Here is a 17,008-nt window from a genome sequence, read left to right on the forward strand (position 1 = left end):
TGTGTATGCACTGTGATGTTGTGTTTTTATTTTTAAGATACTTCTGGAGTAAGTGATGAAGATAAGCGGTGGTCAGACCCTTTATTGCACGGATGCGAGGAACATGAAAAACGTGGAGGACGCATCTGTCGACTTTCTGATTACTAGTCCGCCGTATTGGAACCTAAAGGATTACGGAGGTGGAGACGGTTCCATTGGTCATGTGGCATATGACGAATATATTGAGGAGATGAACGAGGTTTGGCGTGAGTGTTATCGAGTAGCCAAGCCTGGAGCAATCCTGGTTGTTAACGTCAACTCCCGTCGGCACCAGAAGGTATTTTACCCTATCGCGTTCGATATAGTGGCAAAGATGCGTGATTGGAAAATCCATGACGTAAATATCTGGTATATTCCGAATGCCTTGCCGCAGCCAAACTATTATATCGAGAGGCTTTTTGATAACAAGTTTGAATATCTTCTAGTGTTTGTAAAAGAGGAAGACGGCAAGCCCTACAAGTTTCATAAACCCCGCGTTCCGCAGAAGTATCTACTCGCTGATCCCCGTAGCGAGAAGCGAAATGCTGCGGGTCGTTGTGTGGGCAACGTTCTAAGAATACCGGCCTATCGTCCCCCAAACGTTAAAAAGGGCAACTACCACGTCGCAGCTTTCCCCGAGGAGCTGGTTGCCTTTTTTTTGGCCTCATACACTGACCCCGGCGATGTCATTGTCGATCCATTCGTTGGGTCTGGCACAACTTTAAAAGTCTGCCGCGTGATGGAGCGGAGGGGCATAGGTTTCGAGATAAACAGTTCTTTCGCAAATCTCATCAAAGATCGGGTCAGCGAGGAGTGGGAGGTGCCTGACTGGAAGTCGGTCGACATCCTCCACTCCGCGACAATGACGACTGGTAGCGCACCTAGGAAGTCACAATATCAAAAGCGCGTTAAAGACGCTGATTTGCTGGACGGCCTAGTCAAATAAGGATTAGGGCCTCGCCCGCCTCTATCTCGTCCCCAGTAAGATTGTAGCTCTCTCGATCTACTATGCGAGAGTTGCCCTGGTGGCGAGATAGAAAGGCCTTGTGATTAGCCTGAGAGTTTTTTGGTATGACGAACGTCATAGGCGTCGATATCTTAGTCGAGGAAATCATTATAGCCTTCCATATCGTATTAAACTGACAAAACTCATCCGCCTTTTCCAATACACCATGAAGACCAGCTCGATTGCTTTCAAAGCCCACGCCATCAATGAAGGCGAGCAGCACTGGCCGGTTATTGCTACCATACGCATTGTCCAACATGCGCTTTGCTTCGTCGACTTCTAAGTGGTCTTTGCTTTCGCCATACTGACCGATATTAGAAGTATGGACCGTAGATTTGATGCAGACAGCGGGGCGGGCTGCTCCCGGTATGACAAGATCAAATGATACGTTCCCGATAATCAAATCTCGGCATAGCGGGTTTTGCGCCTTCTCCTCTGGCTCAAACGGTATGCCGCACGCCAAGTGCAAGGCTGCAATGCGGAACTCTGCCTCGTGACCGCTGCGTTTCGCGCGCTCTTGCCTGATGTACCCCGGCCAAGTTGCCTGATTAAGCGCTTCAATTGCAGCGTCTAGTACGGTTCTGTCGCTCGCGAACGGCAAAAAAACTGTTTGTAGTTTTTTGGTGAGGTATGGCCCCGCATACTTCCATGCGTTGCTGCCCGGAAGTCCCTTGTACGAGCTTGGCACCTGAACTTTGACTGCTCCCGTGCGTGTTGCAGCCTTCAAATCCTGGATTATTTTATTTCGGGTTAGACCGACAAGTTGCAGGCAATGCCCCATCAGTACGGGATCGCGCGCAAGCGCGCGCCCTATGATTTGCGCGGAACGCTCAGGGCTTTCGTCTAGGACCGTCGATATAACCTCTCGTAATGCCTCGACTTCGGCTGCCGACAAAGGAGGGCGCTCGTCAAAAGACATTTGGAATGGATCGTCCGCATGGTTCCATACATTTGCAGCGAACTCTGCGCGGCGATGATCCAGCGTTTCCAATGATGTTCTCCCTTAGGCAAATCGGACTTGCCTTTGTGGTGATCGGTAACGGTGGTTGTATGGTGTCACAAGGCCTTGCTCCAGTGAGACAGCATGGCGAACGGTTATCGCTGTCTCACACAGGTCCGATCCTCGCCAATGAAACGCTGTCTCATGGGTTTTAGAAGTCAGTGAAAATCCATATAAAACAATAACGTAGGTCTGGACTGCGCTCGGCAGGCGGCTATCCTCTTGTAAACAAAGGGGATCGACCATGTTGATTGGATATGCCCGGACCAGTACGGCGGAACAGCTCGCTGGACTGGAGGCGCAGCAGCGCCAGCTTGTTGCAACGGGTTGCACGAAGGTGTTCTCTGAACAGGTGTCGTCGGTCGCTGTCCGCGACCAACTCGATTTGGCGCTGGAGTTCGTGCGCGAAGGCGACGCGCTAGTCGTCGCCCGGCTGGACCGGTTGGCGCGTTCGACGACCGATCTGCTGTCCATCGTCTCAACGTTAGAGCGTAAAGGGGTCGCGCTTCGCGTTCTCGATTTTGGCGGTTCGGAAATGGACACGAAATCGCCGAGCGGCAGGATGCTGCTGACGATGTTCGCCGCCGTCGCAGAGTTCGAGAGGAGTATAATGTTGGCCCGGCAGCGCGAGGGCATCGCCAAAGCCAAGGGCGAGGGGCGCTATCGAGGTCGAGCACCGACCGCGCGGGCCAAGGCCCAAGACGTCCGCGCTCTCGCACAGACAGGAGTAGGCGCGAGCGCCATTGCGGCCAAGCTCTCCATTTCCCGAGCATCGGTCTACCGCATCCTTGCCAGTCAGTCGGGGGCGGCAGCGTGAACCGGGTTGCCGTTGCCTTCTCGACTATCACCGCCGCGCTGGAGGACATGCACGCGGTTGCAACTGAGGGACAGGTTCCCGAGCTGTCGCCGGATGAGGTGGTGCCGTTGATCGCACGCTTGCGAACGGATACCCACAGTCTGGCGCGTCACATCGTCCCCGCCGTCGCCCCACTAAACCGATGAGCGGGAACAGCTATAATGGCTTCACCGCTGCCGAACGTCGCGCTGGTGGCGGCGCGATCCGTCATGCGTTGGCCGAGGGCGGGTTGCGTCCTGCCTCGTCCTGTTCGGTGTGCCTTGCTGGCCTGGGGCTGTCTCACCAATGGCACCTTGAGGACTACACGGCTCCCCTATCCGCATACCCAATCTGTCGACGGTGCCATTACGCGGTACACATCCGCTTCCGCCGCCCGGACTATTGGCAACGCTTTCTGCGTGAGCTTGGCGCAAAAACGTGGGTGCATGATCTCGCTGTCACGCCCATGCGTGAGCGCCCGTGATTTCGCGGGTGGCGTCGGCGACGATGCCCTTACTATTGTGGGGCGCGAGCACTTAACGGCAGGAAGGATATCCGATTGCGACCACCAGCGGTGAAGATCGTAAGGGCAAGGCAACGTGATCGCGCATCTTCACTGCCCGGCTTCGACCGGAACTTCCCGCCACAGACGCGCGAATGGGGCATCGACAAGCTGCAACTGAAACTGACAGGACAGTGGCGCACGACGCTGGCCGATGGACGCGCCTTTTTCGCTACCCGGTTGTCCGACCCTGCACTGCCGTGGCTACGCAATCACGATGCGAATAGGAGCGGTGTCACTGTCGAGACTGTCCAACCCTCCTTGCTGAAGTTGTCCTTGAAGATTTCGGCAACGCGTTGCAGCGAGACGGAGGGAGCAATCATCGCTGAGCTGTCAGCGAACCCCACGCGCACCCTCGCGTCGTTGATCGCGAGGTTTGGCGATCAGGAGGATTTTCGGGCGCGGATATTCTCAATGGATGTCCTGACTCTCTTCGGCGTCGCGGTCGAACCATCCGGCATCCCGCGCAGCCTCGATGGCTCAGACAACTATTTGCCGGATCGTCCTCCTGTCCACAGCCTCCTTGGTGATGATCCGTTTGCCACGTTCATTCCCACTTACATCGCGCAGTTGCAAATCCTGCTAAGCCGAACGCTGTCGGAATACGACGGTGGGTTCGGGTTCGACGGAAGCGATCAAGTTATCGCATCGCCGGACGGCGAAATCCGACTGAGTTGGGGGCAAATCGCAGTTCCGCAGATCGAAACCTATTTCGAGAGGTTCCACCGGAACGCTATACCCGCTGTCAGGGGAGCCGCTGTGTCCATACTCGACGCGGACACCGCTTCGCGTGTTACGCTGTACCCGGCATATCAGGAGCAGCCCAGTCTGGAACGAGATGGTGATCGACTGGCGTTGACCGCCACGATCTCATCAACGGTTGATGGTCGGCATACTCTATCAGTCTATGCCAAGACGCCTTCCCGCATCCGTTTTGAGGTGCGCCGTCAGCGGCGAGGTCGCTACGGGTCGGATGCGATTGGAAATAGCGGTGCAAGCTGCCCCCCGCACATGGCGCGTTTGGTCAACATTTTGCTGAGCGTCGAGCGCCAAGATGCTGCCCGGCTAATCCGATGGACCGACCTCTTCGAGTTTTTCGATGAACCGGACCTGCCTAGCATCGGCGATCTCGCCTACGTCATGCGGGCTATCTGTCGCGCAGCGAATGGGTCGGCAGAGCTGTTCGACTTGCTGACGGAAAGGCTGTTGGTCGATGGTGGATTGGCGATAGGGATCAACCCTCAGATCAGTATAGCTGCCATCCGTTATCTGGAGCGGGCAGGCGTGATCGAGAAAGGGCGGATACGTCACAGATACAGCCCATCCCAGATCGCTCGGTATAGGCTGGTCGGCGTTTATCGGTCCCTGCGTGAACGGATGCTAAAGGGCATATCGGGTCAATCCGGTGCAGACATGACCCGCGCTATTTAAACAGAACGCCCGGATCGACCTTCAACGCGAGTGCCAGCTTCTCGACGACGATGATCGTAGGCGCACGCTTTCCGCGCTCTATCCCGCTCATATAGGTCCGGTGAACGCCGACCGTATCCGCAAACTCGTCCTGTGAGATAGCCGCTGCCTCGCGCAGCGACCTCACGTTCCGGCCAAATCGCTCCCTGATGTCCATCGACGATGATGGACCACAATGTCTCCGATAGAACGACAGCCGATAGTCTACATAGTTGTTGCTAGCAACCGAATGCTCTGTAGACCATAGGATACAACTGCTTTGTTGGGAGGAACTATGCGAAACCTGATTATCGCCGGTGTGGCGCTGCTGGCTGCGACGCCTGCACAGGCCCATTGGCAGTATGCCAAGTGGGGAATGACACCTGCACAGGTGATCGCGGCTGGTAATGGCAAAGCGAAGGCGGCGGCGGGCGACAAGTCCGTGCAGGGTGACACCACCCGCGATGTAGAAGCGGATTACAGCGCGGGTGATCGCGCATTTCGCGCGAGCTTCTGGTTCGACGCCAGCGGCCTCCAAAAGGTCACGCTATCACCTACGGGTGAGCGACGGTGCCTCGATCTGCGGCGCGATCTCTTGGCGAAATACGGAGAGCCGGTGGAGCGCGATCCCGGTTCGGTCGAACGACTGATGTGGGCCGATAAGCCGTCCAACAATCGGATCGTCATCATCTTGGACGGCGACAGCTTCTGCGAGTTGCAGTACGCGCCGCTGGTCTCACGGGCGGGGGCGGGCCTCTAACATGATTGCCATCCTCTTAGCCGCCGCGTTGGCATCGCAGTCTGCCTCGAAGTACGACGCGCCGCCGATTGATCCGAACAAAGAGGGGCTTCTCGCGATCATGCGGGAGCAGCCGTTTTGGGCAGGCACCTCGACGAAAACCCCGGATGAACTGACCCTCTGTGTCGTCAGCGCGCTTTGGCATCATGACATGAACGCCGGGGCCTTCCCGGCTGGCGGTTCAGTCTACGTCAAAACGCAGTTCACGCTTGCAAGACTGTCGCCCCGAAATGGAGGCGGTACTGACGTCACGCTATGGGGCGGGGGTGGAAGCAAGGGCGGCATCGTTCCTCGCGTTAGAGGCTGCCTGTAGACCGATCTATCAACGATTCTCACCGTGAACATCGTATAAGGTTAAGGCGGCAACCCGACCTTTTGCCCCTGTCAGCTTTCGATCTGGCGGTGTGAGGATCGTAGATAAGACAGAAGGCCAGCTGTCATGCGAAGTGCCCGAATACGCAAATGTCGGTGCGGTGTGTTGCTACAAAAAGTCCTACAATCGGCCTCCTGTGCGACCGCCCAATATATTGACAATGAACGAATTTAGGAAAATGTTCAGTGTCCCTCCCTCTCCGCCATATCTCGCTGATTTCAACCAAGGCGTTGAAACCGGGGATCACCGCTCACATCGATAGCCATTCCGGATCCGGTTCTCATCGGCCGATCGTGAACGCTTTCGCCAACTGGCCGACGATACCCTTGCCAGCGCGACAGAGGCTGACCGCCATCGAGCCGCCGGGAAATCCCGTGGGGCGCGACGCGGCCGCTCGCCCGGAAGGGCTTTGGCGTTGCAACCTATAGCTAAGCCGGTGCAATGCTTTCCGATCAGATAGTTAGCGGGGGCGTCGATGGTGAGGGTGATAGGCTGGGCGCTGAGTGCGGCGGTCCTGACGATGGGGGCTCCCGCCCTTGCCGAAGACGAACCGCGCTTCTGCCCCACCAGGCCGAACCTCGGCGGATCGAGCTGCACGACCGAGCCGGGGCGCATCCATGTCGAGCTGTCGGCGCTGGACTGGCAGCGTGACGACCAAGCGGATCAGCGCGAGGATCGTATCGTCACGGCGGACTTTCTGGCCCGTCTGGGCATCGGGAAGAATAGCGAGGTGCAGCTCGACTGGGTCGGCTATGGCCGGAATCGGACACGCGACAAGGCGGCGGGCACGGTGGATACCGTCACGGGCACCGGCGACGTGACCTTCGCGATCCGCCAGCATCTGGCGGGGGACAAGCAAAAGCCCTTCTCGGCGGGCGTGCAGGCGTTCGTGACGGCCGCGACGGGGCGTTATCCGGTCGGTGCGGGCAGCTGGTCGACGGGTATCATCGTCCCCGTCCAATATGAGCTGACCAAGAAGGTCGCGATCGCCGTGACGGCCGAGGCCGATGCCGCGGCGAACCAGTCCGGCATGGGACGACATTTGGCCTATAGCGAGATTGCGGGCCTGCGCTACAAGTTCACCGAGCGGGTCACCGCGACCGCGGAACTGTCGCTGGAGCGCGACGACGAACCCGATGGGCACGAGACGCTGGCGCTGGCCGCCCTGTCGGCCGCGTGGCGCCCGACCAAGGTCGTGCAGCTCGACATTCTGGCATCGGCTGGCCTGAACCAAGCCGCGCCGGGCTTGCGCCTCGTAACCGGCGGCGCGATCCTCTTTTGAGCGGCGCGGGCAAAGGCCGTGGCCCGTGCTGCGCCGATGTCAGGGGCGCGCGCCATCGATCAGGCACGCAATGAGCTTGTCACTGGCGGGCTTTACATTCTCCTGATGGAGCGTCCTGGCGCAGACGGAGCCCAGCGAAATGACCATGAAGGCCTGGGCCAGCGTGTAATGCTCGCTCTTGACCGAGTCGCTACCCATCAGGCCCGCAAAGGCGCGGCTGATATTCTCCGACGCGCGCTCGCGAACATCGAGGAAGATGGCCTTGATCCGATCGTTCCGCGCCGCTTCCGCCGCGATCTCGAGGAACAGCCGGTCTCCGGCTTCGTCCTTGCGGGACGGTGTCCCCACCAGCCACGCGATGATCCCGTCGCGGTCCTTCGTCGCCAGCGCCCTGTTCAGCGTCTTCTGGTCGGCGAACCGTTCGCAGTCGGCTGCCACGATGGCCGCGATGATGTCCTCCTTCGACGGAAAGTCGCGGTACAGCTGTTGAACTGCGACGCCCGATTCCTTGGCGATCGCGGCGATTCCCGTGGCGTGAAAGCCATTTTCGACGAACAGGCGACGCGCCACCTCCTTGATATTGTGCCGGCGCAATTCGGCACGGGTGGGAGGTGGGCACTGGGTATTCAACACGTTGGGACCTCTCTTAAGGATGTTGACGCACTCGACCGGCGGGTCTAACGACACCGTTTGTGAGTGATCGCTCTCATACAATTTAGCAAGCGGGAAATGATATGTCCTCCAATCGGCTGATGGGTCGTGTGTTGGCATCCGGAGCCTTGCTCGCACTGGCCGCTTGCGGTGCCGGTAGCAAGCAACAGCAGCAGCAGGCTGCCCAGGGACCGGCACCGGTCGGTTATGTGGTGGCGAGCGAGCAGCCTGTCACCCTGACGACCGAATTGCCCGGTCGAACCACCGCATTCGAAACCTCGGATGTCCGTCCCCAGGTCAACGGCCTGATCACCCAGAGGCTGTTCGTCGAGGGCGACATGGTCCGTCAGGGCCAGCCGCTCTACCGTATCGATCCGGCGCCCTATCAGGCTCAGGTGGCCAGCGCGCGCGCCGCGCTGACCCGTGCACGCGCAGGGATCGCGTCCAGCGCCGCGCTGGCCCGCCGCTATGGCGAGCTGGTCAAGATCAACGCGATCGCGCGCCAGGAGTTCGAGAACGCCCAGACGAGCGCGGCGCAGGCGCAGGCCGATGTCGCCGCGCAACAGGCCGCGCTGCGCACCGCGGAGATCGACCTGGCCCGCACCACCATCCGGGCGCCGATCACCGGGCGGATCGGCCGTTCGGTGTTCACCACCGGCGCGCTGGTGTCCGCATCGCAGGCCAATGCGCTGGCCACCATCCAGCGGCTCGACCCGATCTATGTCGATATCCAGGAGCCGAGCGCCGAACTGCTGAAGCTGCGGCAGCAGATCATGAGCGGCCAGCTGACCCGCGACGGCAATGCCCGCGTCAAGCTGACGCTGGAGGACGGCAGCGAATATGGTCCCCAGGGCACGCTGCGCTTCGCCGACGTCACCGTCGACCCGACGACGGGCTCGCAGGTGATCCGCGCGCTGTTCCCCAACCCCAACGGCCTGTTGCTGCCCGGCATGTTCGTGCGCGCGTCGCTGGTCGAGGGAACGCGGTCGAACGCCTTCCTGGTGCCGCAGCGTGCCGTCAGCCGCGACGAAAAGGGGCAGGCGACGGTGATGGTGATCGGCGCGGGCAACAAGGTCGAGGTGCGGACGCTCCAGACCGGCCGCTCGATCGGCGACAACTGGCTGGTCAACAGCGGGCTGAAGGCCGGGGACAAGATCATCGTCGAAGGCGGCATGCTGCTGCGGCCGGGCATGCCCGTCCAGGGCAAGCCATGGAATCCCAATGCCAAGCCCGCCGGCGCGCCGTCGCCAGCGGGCCAGGCACAGGCACAGGCGAAGTAAACGGCCATGGCACGCTATTTCATCGATCGCCCGATCTTCGCCTATGTGCTGGCGGTGATGGTCGTCATCGCCGGCTTCCTGTCGCTGCGCACGCTGCCCATCTCCCAGTTCCCGGCGATCGCGCCGCCCGCGGTGTCGATCACGGCCAATTATCCGGGCGCCGACGCCCAGACGCTGGAGAACACGACCACCCAGATCATCGAGCAGCAGATGAAGGGGATCGATCACCTTCGCTACTTCTCGTCCTCCTCGTCCTCGGCGGGCAGCGTGACGATCACGCTGACCTTCGAGCAGGGGACCGATCCCGACATCGCGCAGGTGCAGGTCCAGAACAAGCTGCAGGCGGCGACCCCGCTTCTGCCGCAGGAGGTCCAGCGCCAGGGCATCATCGTCGCCAAGGCGACGCAGAACTTCCTGCTGTTTGTCAGCCTCTATTCGGAAAACGGCAAGCACAACGCGGACGACCTGTCCGATATCGTCGCCTCGCGGATCGCCGATCCGCTGTCGCGCGTCACGGGCGTCGGCGATACGATGATCCTGGGATCGCAATATGCGATGCGCATCTGGGTCGATCCGATCAAGCTGAACAATTATGCGCTGACCATGGCGGACGTGACCAATGCGGTTACGGCGCAGAACGCGCAGGTCTCGGCGGGCCAGATCGGTGCGCAGCCCGCGCCCAAGGAACAGATGCTCAACGCGACCGTGTCGGTCTCGTCGCGGCTGACCACCCCTGAGCAGTTTGCGAAGATCCGCCTGAAGAGCAACACCGACGGTTCGATCGTCCGGCTGGGCGACGTCGCGCGTGTCGAGATCGGCGCGGAAAACTACGCCTTCTCGTCGCAGTGGAACGGCAAGCCCGCGTCGGGCATCGGCATCAAGCTGGCGCCCGGCGCCAATGCGCTCGACACCGTCGCGGCGGTCAAGGAGCGGGTGAACGAACTGGCCAAGCAGTTCCCGCCCGACGTCAAGGTCATCTACCCCTATGACACGTCGCCCTTCGTGCGGCTGTCGATCGAGCAGGTGATCGAGACGCTGGTCGAGGCGGTCGTGCTCGTCTTCCTCGTGATGTTCCTCTTCCTCCAGAATTTCCGCGCCACGCTGATCCCGACGATCGCGGTGCCGGTCGTGCTGATGGGCACGTTCGGGGTGCTGGCGGCGTTCGGCTATTCGATCAACACGCTGACCCTGTTCGGCATGGTGCTGGCCATCGGCCTGCTGGTCGACGACGCGATCGTCGTCGTCGAGAATGTCGAACGCCTGATCACCACCGAGCATCTGTCGCCCAAGGAGGCGGCGCGAAAGTCGATGGACGAGATCACCGGCGCGCTGATCGGCATCGCGGCGGTGCTGTCCGCCGTGTTCCTGCCGATGGCGTTCTTCGGCGGATCGACGGGCGTGATCTATCGCCAGTTCTCGATCACGATCGTGTCGGCGATGGCGCTGTCGGTCGCGGTCGCGCTGATCCTGACGCCCGCGCTGTGCGCCACGATCCTGAAGCCGCACGACCCGAACAAGGGGCAGGGGAACGGCCCGCTGGCGCGGTTCTTCCGCTGGTTCAACGACCGGTTCGACCGGGGTCGCGATCGCTATGAAAAGGGCGCACGCTCGACCGCGCGGCGCTGGGGACGTTCGCTGATCGCCTATGCACTGATCGTCGCGGGCATGGCTTTCCTCTTCATGCGGTTGCCGAGCGGCTTCCTTCCCGACGAGGATCAGGGCGTGATGATCGCGTTGGTCCAGGGGCCTCCGGGGGCGACCAGCGCCCGGACCCAGAAGGGGCTCGACCTTGTTCGCGACCATTTCCTGAGCGATGCGGGCAGCGCTATTCGCGGTGTCTACACGATCAACGGGTTCAGCTTTGCGGGACAGGGCCAGAATAGCGGCATCGCCTTCATCCCGATGAAGGAATGGAAGGACCGCCCCGGCGCCGAGAACAAGGCGCAGGCGATCATTGGCCGTGCGATGGGGGCCTTCTCGCGTTACAGCGACGGCCTGATCTTCGCGGTCATCCCGCCTGCGGTCCAGGAACTGGGCAATGCCACCGGCTTCGACATGCAGCTCGTTGACGAAGGGGGGATCGGCCATGAGCGACTGCTGGCGGCGCGCAACCAGCTGCTGGGCATGGCGTCGCAGAACAAGCTGCTGGTCGGCGTGCGCCCCAACGCGCTCGACGATGCGCCGCAGCTCAAGGTCAATGTCGACCAGGACAAGGCGGGCGCGCTGGGTCTCGACCTGTCGACCGTCAACAACACGATCGCCACGGCCTGGGGTGGTGCCTATGTGAACGACTTCATCGACCGGGGCCGCGTGAAGCGCGTCTATATCCAGGCCGATTCCGCCTATCGCATGGCGCCCGAGGATATCGGCGACCTCTATGTGCGCGGGGCCACGGGTACGATGGCGCCGTTCACCGCCTTCTCCACCGTCGCATGGCATCAGGGGCCGATGCAGCTCACCCGCTATAACGGCCAGCCCTCGATGGAAATCCTGGGCCAGGCCGCGCCGGGCGTGTCGTCGGGCGCCGCGATCAAGGCGATGGAGGAGATGCAGGCCAAGCTGCCGCCGGGCACCCGGCTCGACTGGACGGGCCTCAGCTATGAGGAGCAGTTGTCCGGCGGCCAGGCGCCTGCGCTCTACGGGCTGTCGCTGTTGATCGTCTTCCTGTGCCTTGCCGCGCTGTATGAAAGCTGGTCGGTGCCGATCTCGGTCATGCTGGTCGTGCCGCTGGGCGTGGTCGGTGCGCTGCTGGCCGCGCTGATCACCGGCCTGAACAACGACATCTATCTGCAGGTCGGCCTGATCACCACGATCGGCGTGTCGGCGAAGAACGCGATCCTGATCGTGGAGTTCGCCGAGGAGAAGATGCGGGAGGGGCTGAATGCGTTCGACGCGGCGATCGAAGCCGCTAAGCTGCGCCTGCGTCCGATCCTGATGACCAGCCTGGCCTTCATCTTCGGCGTGTTCCCGCTGGCGATCGCCGACGGCGCGGGCGCGGGTGGTCAGAACGCCATCGGTCGCGCGGTGGTCGGCGGCATGCTGTCGGCGACGGTCCTGGCGATCTTCTTCGTGCCGATGTTCTTCGTCGTCGTCATGCGGCTGTTCGATCGCAAGAAGGGCGAAATGCCGCCGGGCGATGCGCAGCCGCACGAAGGCGGCAGGCCCCATGATGGCGAGCAGAACCCGCCGACCGTGCCGCAGGGAGTTTGAATCGTGATCCATTCCAAATTCGCGCTGGCCCTGCTGGCGGCCACGACGCTGGCCGGGTGCAATCTCGCCCCCAAATATGTGCGCCCCGTGGGAGCCGTCCCGGCGACGCTCCCCCAGGACGGCATCTATCCGGCGGCGGCATCCGACGCGCCCGACGTCACCCGGATCGGGTGGCGGGACTTCTTCACCGACGACCGGCTGCGCCGGACCATCGCGCTGGGGCTGGAGAATAATCGCGACCTGCGGATCGCCGCCGCCAACGTGCTCCAGGCCAGGGCGCAATATCGCGTCCAGCGTGCCGATCTGGTGCCGTCGACGACCCTGTCCGCCTCGGGGACCTATACCAACAACATCCAGGGCGCCTCGGGCGCGCTGGGCGGGGCGGCCGGTGGTGGAACCGGCACGGGCACAGGGTCAGGCACGGGCACGGGTACCGGAACCGGCGCGGGTTCCGGCGGCACCGGACTGGGCGCCGGGGTGGGGACATCCTCGTCCAACCTGGAATTCTATTCGGTCAATGCCGGTTTCTCCGCCTTCGAACTCGATCTGTTCGGTCGTGTCCGCAACCTCAACCGGGCGGCGCTGGAACAGTATTTCGCGACCGAGGAAGCCCAGCGCTCGACACGCATCAGCCTGATCGCCGAGATCGCGACGGCTTGGCTGACCTATGCGTCGGATCAGGATCAGCTGCGCATCTCGCAGGAGTCGCTGAAATCCTTCGAGCAGTCGCTGGAACTGACGCGGGCGCAATTCCGTATCGGCGTCGCCTCGGAGCTGGAGGCGCGGCAGGCCGAGACGACCTATCAGGGCGCGCGCAATGACATCGCGGTGCTCAAGACGCGGGTGGCGCAGGACAAGAACGCGCTCGACCTGCTGGTCGGCGCGCCCGTGGCCGGTGAGCTGCTGCCGCAGGGGCTGGGCGATGCGAACGCGGCGTTGCAGGTGCTGCCCACCGGCCTGTCGTCGGACATATTGCTGCGCCGCCCCGACGTGTTGCAGGCCGAGCATCAGTTGATCGCGCAAAACGCCAATATCGGCGCGGCGCGCGCGGCGATGTTCCCCCGCATCTCGCTGACCGCGACGTTGGGCACGATCAGCACCGCGCTCAGCGGTCTCTTCGCGGGGGGCAGCTTCACCTATACGGGCGCACCGTCGGTCTCGCTGCCGCTGTTCGACGGGGGACGGCTCCGCGGCAATCTGGACGTCGCGCGGGCGCAGCAACAGGCCGCCGTCTCGACCTATGAGAAAACCGTCCAGACCGCCTTTCGCGAGGTGGCGGATGCCCTGGCGCAGCGCGGCACCATCGACGAACAGATCGCGGCGCAGACCGCCCGCGTGGAGGCGGCCAATGTCGCGCTGAGGATTTCGGACGCGCGTTACCGGACGGGGGTCGAATCCTTCCTGACGACGCTCGATTCCCAGCGTACCGCCTATTCGGCGCAGCAGCTGCTCGTCACCACGCGCCTCAACCGGGCGAGCAACATGGTAGAACTGTATCGCTCGCTGGGCGGCGGGCTGAATTAAGGCGGATTGCCGTTCGGCACTGCTTCTTCCCTCTCCCCTGGAAAGGGGAGAGGGTTAGCGAAGCTTGCCAGCCTGCTGGCTAGCGCAGCTTGGGTGAGGGGTGGAGCGAGCCCAAAGGCTCGCGCGCTCGCAGAGCGAGCGCCACCCCTCACCCAGCTCCGACTAAGCCTTTGCTCTCGCAAAGGCCAAGTCTGCGCAACCCTCTCCCCTCTGCGAGGGGCGAGGGAAGGGCGGTGTCTTCATTCCTCTCCCGCAAGGGGAAGAATTGGCGCGCGGGGCGATGCCGCCACAATCGCCTGCGCTCGCTCCTGCACCCTTTGCCAGATCGCCCGTTCCTCGACCGCGTCGGCAAGGGCGCGGTGGGCGGGTGTGGTGTCCTTGGTCGCGTTGGCCCATGCGACGAGGTGCTTGACCTGCGCCTCGAGTCGATCGGGGGGCACGCTGTCGCGCAGGATCCGGATCGCCGCATCGCGCAGGGCGATGTCGGTGTCCTGCAGGCGCAGCGTGTGGCGGGGGAAGCCCGCCGCGCGCAGCAGCGCGCTCAGCCATTTGCCGTCTCAGGACGGTGCGCTGGCGAACAGCGCATGGCCGGACAACTGCTCGACCATCTGCCGCGCGACGAAATCATGCGCCGCGCCGTCGCGGACCAGCGTCTCGCGCGACAAGCCATGGATCCGCTCGGCGGCGGCGTTCCAGTCGGTCCAGCCCGGCGCGGGCGCGATCAGATGGCTTTGCGAACGGCCGTCCTCGAACACCCAGGCCACTTCGATCGGGTGGCTCTTGTCCGAGAGCGAGGATGCCTCGAAATCCAGGAAGACGTTCATCGCTGCGGCGCCCCTTCGGCATACCATTCGGCATAGCCGGTGTTGCGGATCAGGTGGCGGTTGAGATCGGGCGTCCCATCGTCCCACCATACCGGCCCGCGCTCGCCCAGCGCGACCTTGGCGGCCTGGACCTGCGCCCGTGCGTGGCGGAGCCCGGCCTCGTCCTCCTGCGCCATCGCCGCCCGTATCGCGCGCCGGGCGTGCATCAGCGCGTCGACCAGCGCCTGCCGCTCGTCGGGGGCCAGAGCGGGGTTGGCCTTTCGCCACAACCGGCCTCGTACGACGATGTAGCGGCCGTCCGGCGTGGTCACGACATCGCGTCCCCGGCCTCCGTCGCCGCTGGAGGCGTCGGCGTCGGCGACGACGACGCGCCGGGCCGGTCTGGTGCTGGTCACGCTCGCTGCCTCGACTAAAAGGGACAGGATACAGACGAACACCGGCAAGGGTCGTTCCGGACGGTCCGGGGCGATGATGCTTGCGGGCGGCGGTGAAAGGATTAGGCTGATCGCATGGCCGCTTTCGACGACAGCTCCGATGCCGATCTCGGCGCAGCGTGCAACCGCCTGGCGGCATGGGTGGAGGGCTTGCCCGCAGGCGTGCTGATCGATCCGGCGTCCGAACTGACCGAAGACGATCTGGCGCTCATCCTGCGGCGTCTCTACGCCATGCGGCATATCGGGTCGGACCCGTCGCCGGTGGAGCATGGTCCGGCCGCGACCGCGCGGGTTTCGGTGCCGGTGACGGCGAAAAGCTGACGGCCCGGCCCGGGGCGGCGGCTCCCCGGCGATTTTCCTGATTGGCGGACGGCTCCGATAGCGTGCGGGGGCGTTCTGTGACGGGGCCGACGGGATCATGTCGGCCGCGTCCGTGGAGCCGTCATGTCCGATCACCCCCAATCCTCGCCTGCGCCGCATGCCGTCCCGCCCGTCGAGAAGGCGGGGGAGGACGGATCGCCCGTTCGTCCGGACCGGACTCCACCGGACGAGAAACCGTTGCCGGACCGCACGGATGACGAGGCCGCCGCGCTCGGTGACTTCGCCTGACCGAAGCTGTCCGGCGCACGTGCCCTTTGCTTTACAATCGGGAGTCCCCAACATGGATGATGAACGCCTCTGGAGCTTCGAGGAAAGCCTGTGGACCCAGGGCCCGGACAATTACCGGGAAAAGGTCGATGCCGAGGTCGTGATGGTGCTGCCCCGGCCGCCCTTCGTGCTGGCTGGCGAGGCGGCGGTGTCGGCGGTGGCGGACACGCCCGTCTGGGACAGCGCCGAGCTGACCGAGCGGCAGGTGTCGCGTCCGCAGGAGGGATTGATCGTCATCGGCTATCACGTCGCGGCCAGCCGGGGCGACGAAGCCTATGAGGCCTATTGCACCTCGGTCATCCGGCGGCTCGAACATGAGGTCTGGCGCGTCGTTCAGCACCAGCAGACCCCGAAACTGAACAAGCCGCTGGCCGACGCGTAACGGCGATACCGGCCCGTCCGATCGCGGGTTCGCTCCTGCGATCGGACGGGTCCCGCCGTCATTCCCGGATAGGTGGCCGGTCCGGATCGGCCGCAAGCCATCGTCGCGCCAGACCGATTGCGGCGTCGCTCGCCCGCTCGGCGATCAGGCCGATGGCGATCCCGGCGACGACATCCCCGGCATAATGCGTGCCGCGCGGCACCTGCACGACGGCCACCGACAAGGCCGTGCCACGCGCGCCGACCGCATGGTCGGGATAGGCCCGCGCCAGCGCCTCGCCGACCGCCACCGCGCCTGCGCTGTGACCGGAGGGAAAGGAATTTTCCTCGTGACGGTCGCTGTCGCCGGGACATAGCCGAGGGTCGTCGCCGTCCTTCGGGCGCCTCCGGTCGATCACGGCCTTGATCCCGCTCTTGCCCCAGGTGGCGATGGTGTGGGCGGCCAGCATCCGGAGCCCGGTCTCGGCGAGGTGCCGGTCGCGCCGGGCGAGACCCAGCAGGACCGTCGCGGCGCAGATCGTCCGCATCTGCGGCTGATCCCCGATCTCGCTGGCCGTGCCGATCACCCGCATGGGCCACGCATCACGCTTGCCGTTGACCTTCGTCGTGATCCGGCGGTCGGCCTGTTCGACCGCCGTGACTTCGTGTTTCGCGCCCATGGTCGATCCAACACATGGATCAGTCCTTTGGCTCCGCATGCCCGCCGATCGGGCCGATGGGCGAGCAACGCCG

Annotated in this window: 18 protein-coding genes; 12 read left to right on the forward strand and 6 right to left on the reverse strand. The window is 63.1% G+C overall.

Annotated elements, in window-relative coordinates:
- The first annotated feature begins 55 nt into the window (after positions 1-55).
- On the forward strand, positions 56-964 hold the full coding sequence (locus ACFX59_RS03820; RefSeq protein WP_387429805.1) for a DNA-methyltransferase: 909 nt from the start codon (positions 56-58) through the stop codon (positions 962-964).
- Here the strand turns inward: ACFX59_RS03820 and ACFX59_RS03825 are convergent.
- Positions 957-2,015 (reverse strand): hypothetical protein, encoded by a 1,059-nt coding sequence (locus tag ACFX59_RS03825; protein WP_387429808.1) that lies wholly within the window; start codon positions 2,013-2,015, stop codon positions 957-959. The two genes, ACFX59_RS03820 and ACFX59_RS03825, sit on opposite strands and share 8 nt — an antisense overlap.
- A gap of 253 nt (positions 2,016-2,268) precedes the next feature.
- Here ACFX59_RS03825 and ACFX59_RS03830 point away from each other — a divergent pair, with 253 nt between their 5' ends.
- Together ACFX59_RS03830 and ACFX59_RS03835 are read left to right on the forward strand one after the other, a co-directional pair.
- Positions 2,269-2,841, forward strand: coding sequence for a recombinase family protein (locus ACFX59_RS03830; protein WP_387429810.1), 573 nt, complete (start codon positions 2,269-2,271; stop codon positions 2,839-2,841).
- A gap of 592 nt (positions 2,842-3,433) precedes the next feature.
- Positions 3,434-4,852: a hypothetical protein gene (locus tag ACFX59_RS03835; RefSeq protein WP_387429812.1), complete on the forward strand. Its 1,419-nt coding sequence runs from the start codon at positions 3,434-3,436 to the stop codon at positions 4,850-4,852.
- Here the strand turns inward: ACFX59_RS03835 and ACFX59_RS03840 are convergent.
- Positions 4,845-5,225 carry a helix-turn-helix domain-containing protein gene (locus ACFX59_RS03840; protein WP_387429815.1) on the reverse strand — a complete coding sequence of 127 codons (381 nt, stop codon included), beginning with the start codon at positions 5,223-5,225 and terminating at the stop codon, positions 4,845-4,847. The two genes, ACFX59_RS03835 and ACFX59_RS03840, sit on opposite strands and share 8 nt — an antisense overlap.
- Here ACFX59_RS03840 and ACFX59_RS03845 point away from each other — a divergent pair.
- The 3 genes from ACFX59_RS03845 (at position 5,166) to ACFX59_RS03855 (ending at position 7,324) form a co-directional block, all read left to right on the forward strand.
- The gene (locus tag ACFX59_RS03845; RefSeq protein WP_058752077.1) at positions 5,166-5,630 is read left to right on the forward strand and encodes a hypothetical protein; all 465 of its coding nucleotides are present in this window, start codon (positions 5,166-5,168) and stop codon (positions 5,628-5,630) included. The genes ACFX59_RS03840 and ACFX59_RS03845 overlap by 60 nt on opposite strands.
- 1 nt (position 5,631) lies before the next feature.
- Entirely contained in the window at positions 5,632-5,982 is a 351-nt protein-coding gene (locus ACFX59_RS03850; protein ID WP_387429818.1) for a hypothetical protein, read from the forward strand.
- A gap of 535 nt (positions 5,983-6,517) precedes the next feature.
- Positions 6,518-7,324 carry a transporter gene (locus ACFX59_RS03855; protein WP_387429821.1) on the forward strand — a complete coding sequence of 269 codons (807 nt, stop codon included), beginning with the start codon at positions 6,518-6,520 and terminating at the stop codon, positions 7,322-7,324.
- A 39-nt stretch (positions 7,325-7,363) separates the two neighbouring features.
- On the opposite strand, the gene ACFX59_RS03860 is transcribed toward ACFX59_RS03855, so the two are convergent.
- Positions 7,364-7,957 carry a TetR/AcrR family transcriptional regulator gene (locus ACFX59_RS03860; RefSeq protein ID WP_307103827.1) on the reverse strand — a complete coding sequence of 198 codons (594 nt, stop codon included), beginning with the start codon at positions 7,955-7,957 and terminating at the stop codon, positions 7,364-7,366.
- A 101-nt stretch (positions 7,958-8,058) separates the two neighbouring features.
- On the opposite strand from ACFX59_RS03860, the gene ACFX59_RS03865 reads away from it, so the two are divergent.
- The 3 genes from ACFX59_RS03865 to ACFX59_RS03875 are packed head-to-tail and all read left to right on the forward strand — an operon-like array spanning position 8,059 to position 13,989.
- Positions 8,059-9,255, forward strand: coding sequence for an efflux RND transporter periplasmic adaptor subunit (locus tag ACFX59_RS03865; protein ID WP_307103829.1), 1,197 nt, complete (start codon positions 8,059-8,061; stop codon positions 9,253-9,255).
- 6 nt (positions 9,256-9,261) lie between these two features.
- Positions 9,262-12,465 (forward strand): efflux RND transporter permease subunit, encoded by a 3,204-nt coding sequence (locus tag ACFX59_RS03870; protein WP_354296539.1) that lies wholly within the window; start codon positions 9,262-9,264, stop codon positions 12,463-12,465.
- A gap of 3 nt (positions 12,466-12,468) precedes the next feature.
- A complete protein-coding gene (locus tag ACFX59_RS03875) occupies positions 12,469-13,989 on the forward strand; it encodes an efflux transporter outer membrane subunit (RefSeq protein WP_387429827.1) in 1,521 nt (506 codons plus the stop codon).
- A 557-nt stretch (positions 13,990-14,546) separates the two neighbouring features.
- Here ACFX59_RS03875 and ACFX59_RS03880 read toward each other — a convergent pair.
- Complete coding sequence (locus tag ACFX59_RS03880) at positions 14,547-14,813, reverse strand: hypothetical protein (RefSeq protein ID WP_387429829.1); 267 nt, start codon at positions 14,811-14,813, stop codon at positions 14,547-14,549.
- Positions 14,810-15,208, reverse strand: coding sequence for a hypothetical protein (locus ACFX59_RS03885; protein ID WP_387429832.1), 399 nt, complete (start codon positions 15,206-15,208; stop codon positions 14,810-14,812). The genes ACFX59_RS03880 and ACFX59_RS03885 overlap by 4 nt, the downstream gene beginning before the upstream one ends.
- 114 nt (positions 15,209-15,322) lie before the next feature.
- On the opposite strand from ACFX59_RS03885, the gene ACFX59_RS03890 reads away from it, so the two are divergent.
- The 3 genes from ACFX59_RS03890 (at position 15,323) to ACFX59_RS03900 (ending at position 16,277) form a co-directional block, all read left to right on the forward strand.
- Positions 15,323-15,568, forward strand: a complete 246-nt coding sequence (locus ACFX59_RS03890; protein ID WP_387429835.1) for a hypothetical protein — start codon at positions 15,323-15,325, stop codon at positions 15,566-15,568.
- 123 nt (positions 15,569-15,691) lie between these two features.
- Positions 15,692-15,856, forward strand: a complete 165-nt coding sequence (locus tag ACFX59_RS03895) for a hypothetical protein (protein WP_387429837.1) — start codon at positions 15,692-15,694, stop codon at positions 15,854-15,856.
- A gap of 52 nt (positions 15,857-15,908) precedes the next feature.
- Positions 15,909-16,277, forward strand: a complete 369-nt coding sequence (locus ACFX59_RS03900; protein ID WP_387429840.1) for a DUF4440 domain-containing protein — start codon at positions 15,909-15,911, stop codon at positions 16,275-16,277.
- A 58-nt stretch (positions 16,278-16,335) separates the two neighbouring features.
- Here the strand turns inward: ACFX59_RS03900 and ACFX59_RS03905 are convergent, their stop codons facing one another.
- Complete coding sequence (locus tag ACFX59_RS03905) at positions 16,336-16,935, reverse strand: phosphatase PAP2 family protein (RefSeq protein ID WP_387429843.1); 600 nt, start codon at positions 16,933-16,935, stop codon at positions 16,336-16,338.
- Positions 16,936-17,008 lie beyond the last annotated feature (73 nt).

The sequence above is a fragment of the Sphingomonas sp. NCPPB 2930 genome (assembly GCF_042867205.1).
Classification (GTDB): Bacteria; Pseudomonadota; Alphaproteobacteria; order Sphingomonadales; family Sphingomonadaceae; genus Sphingomonas.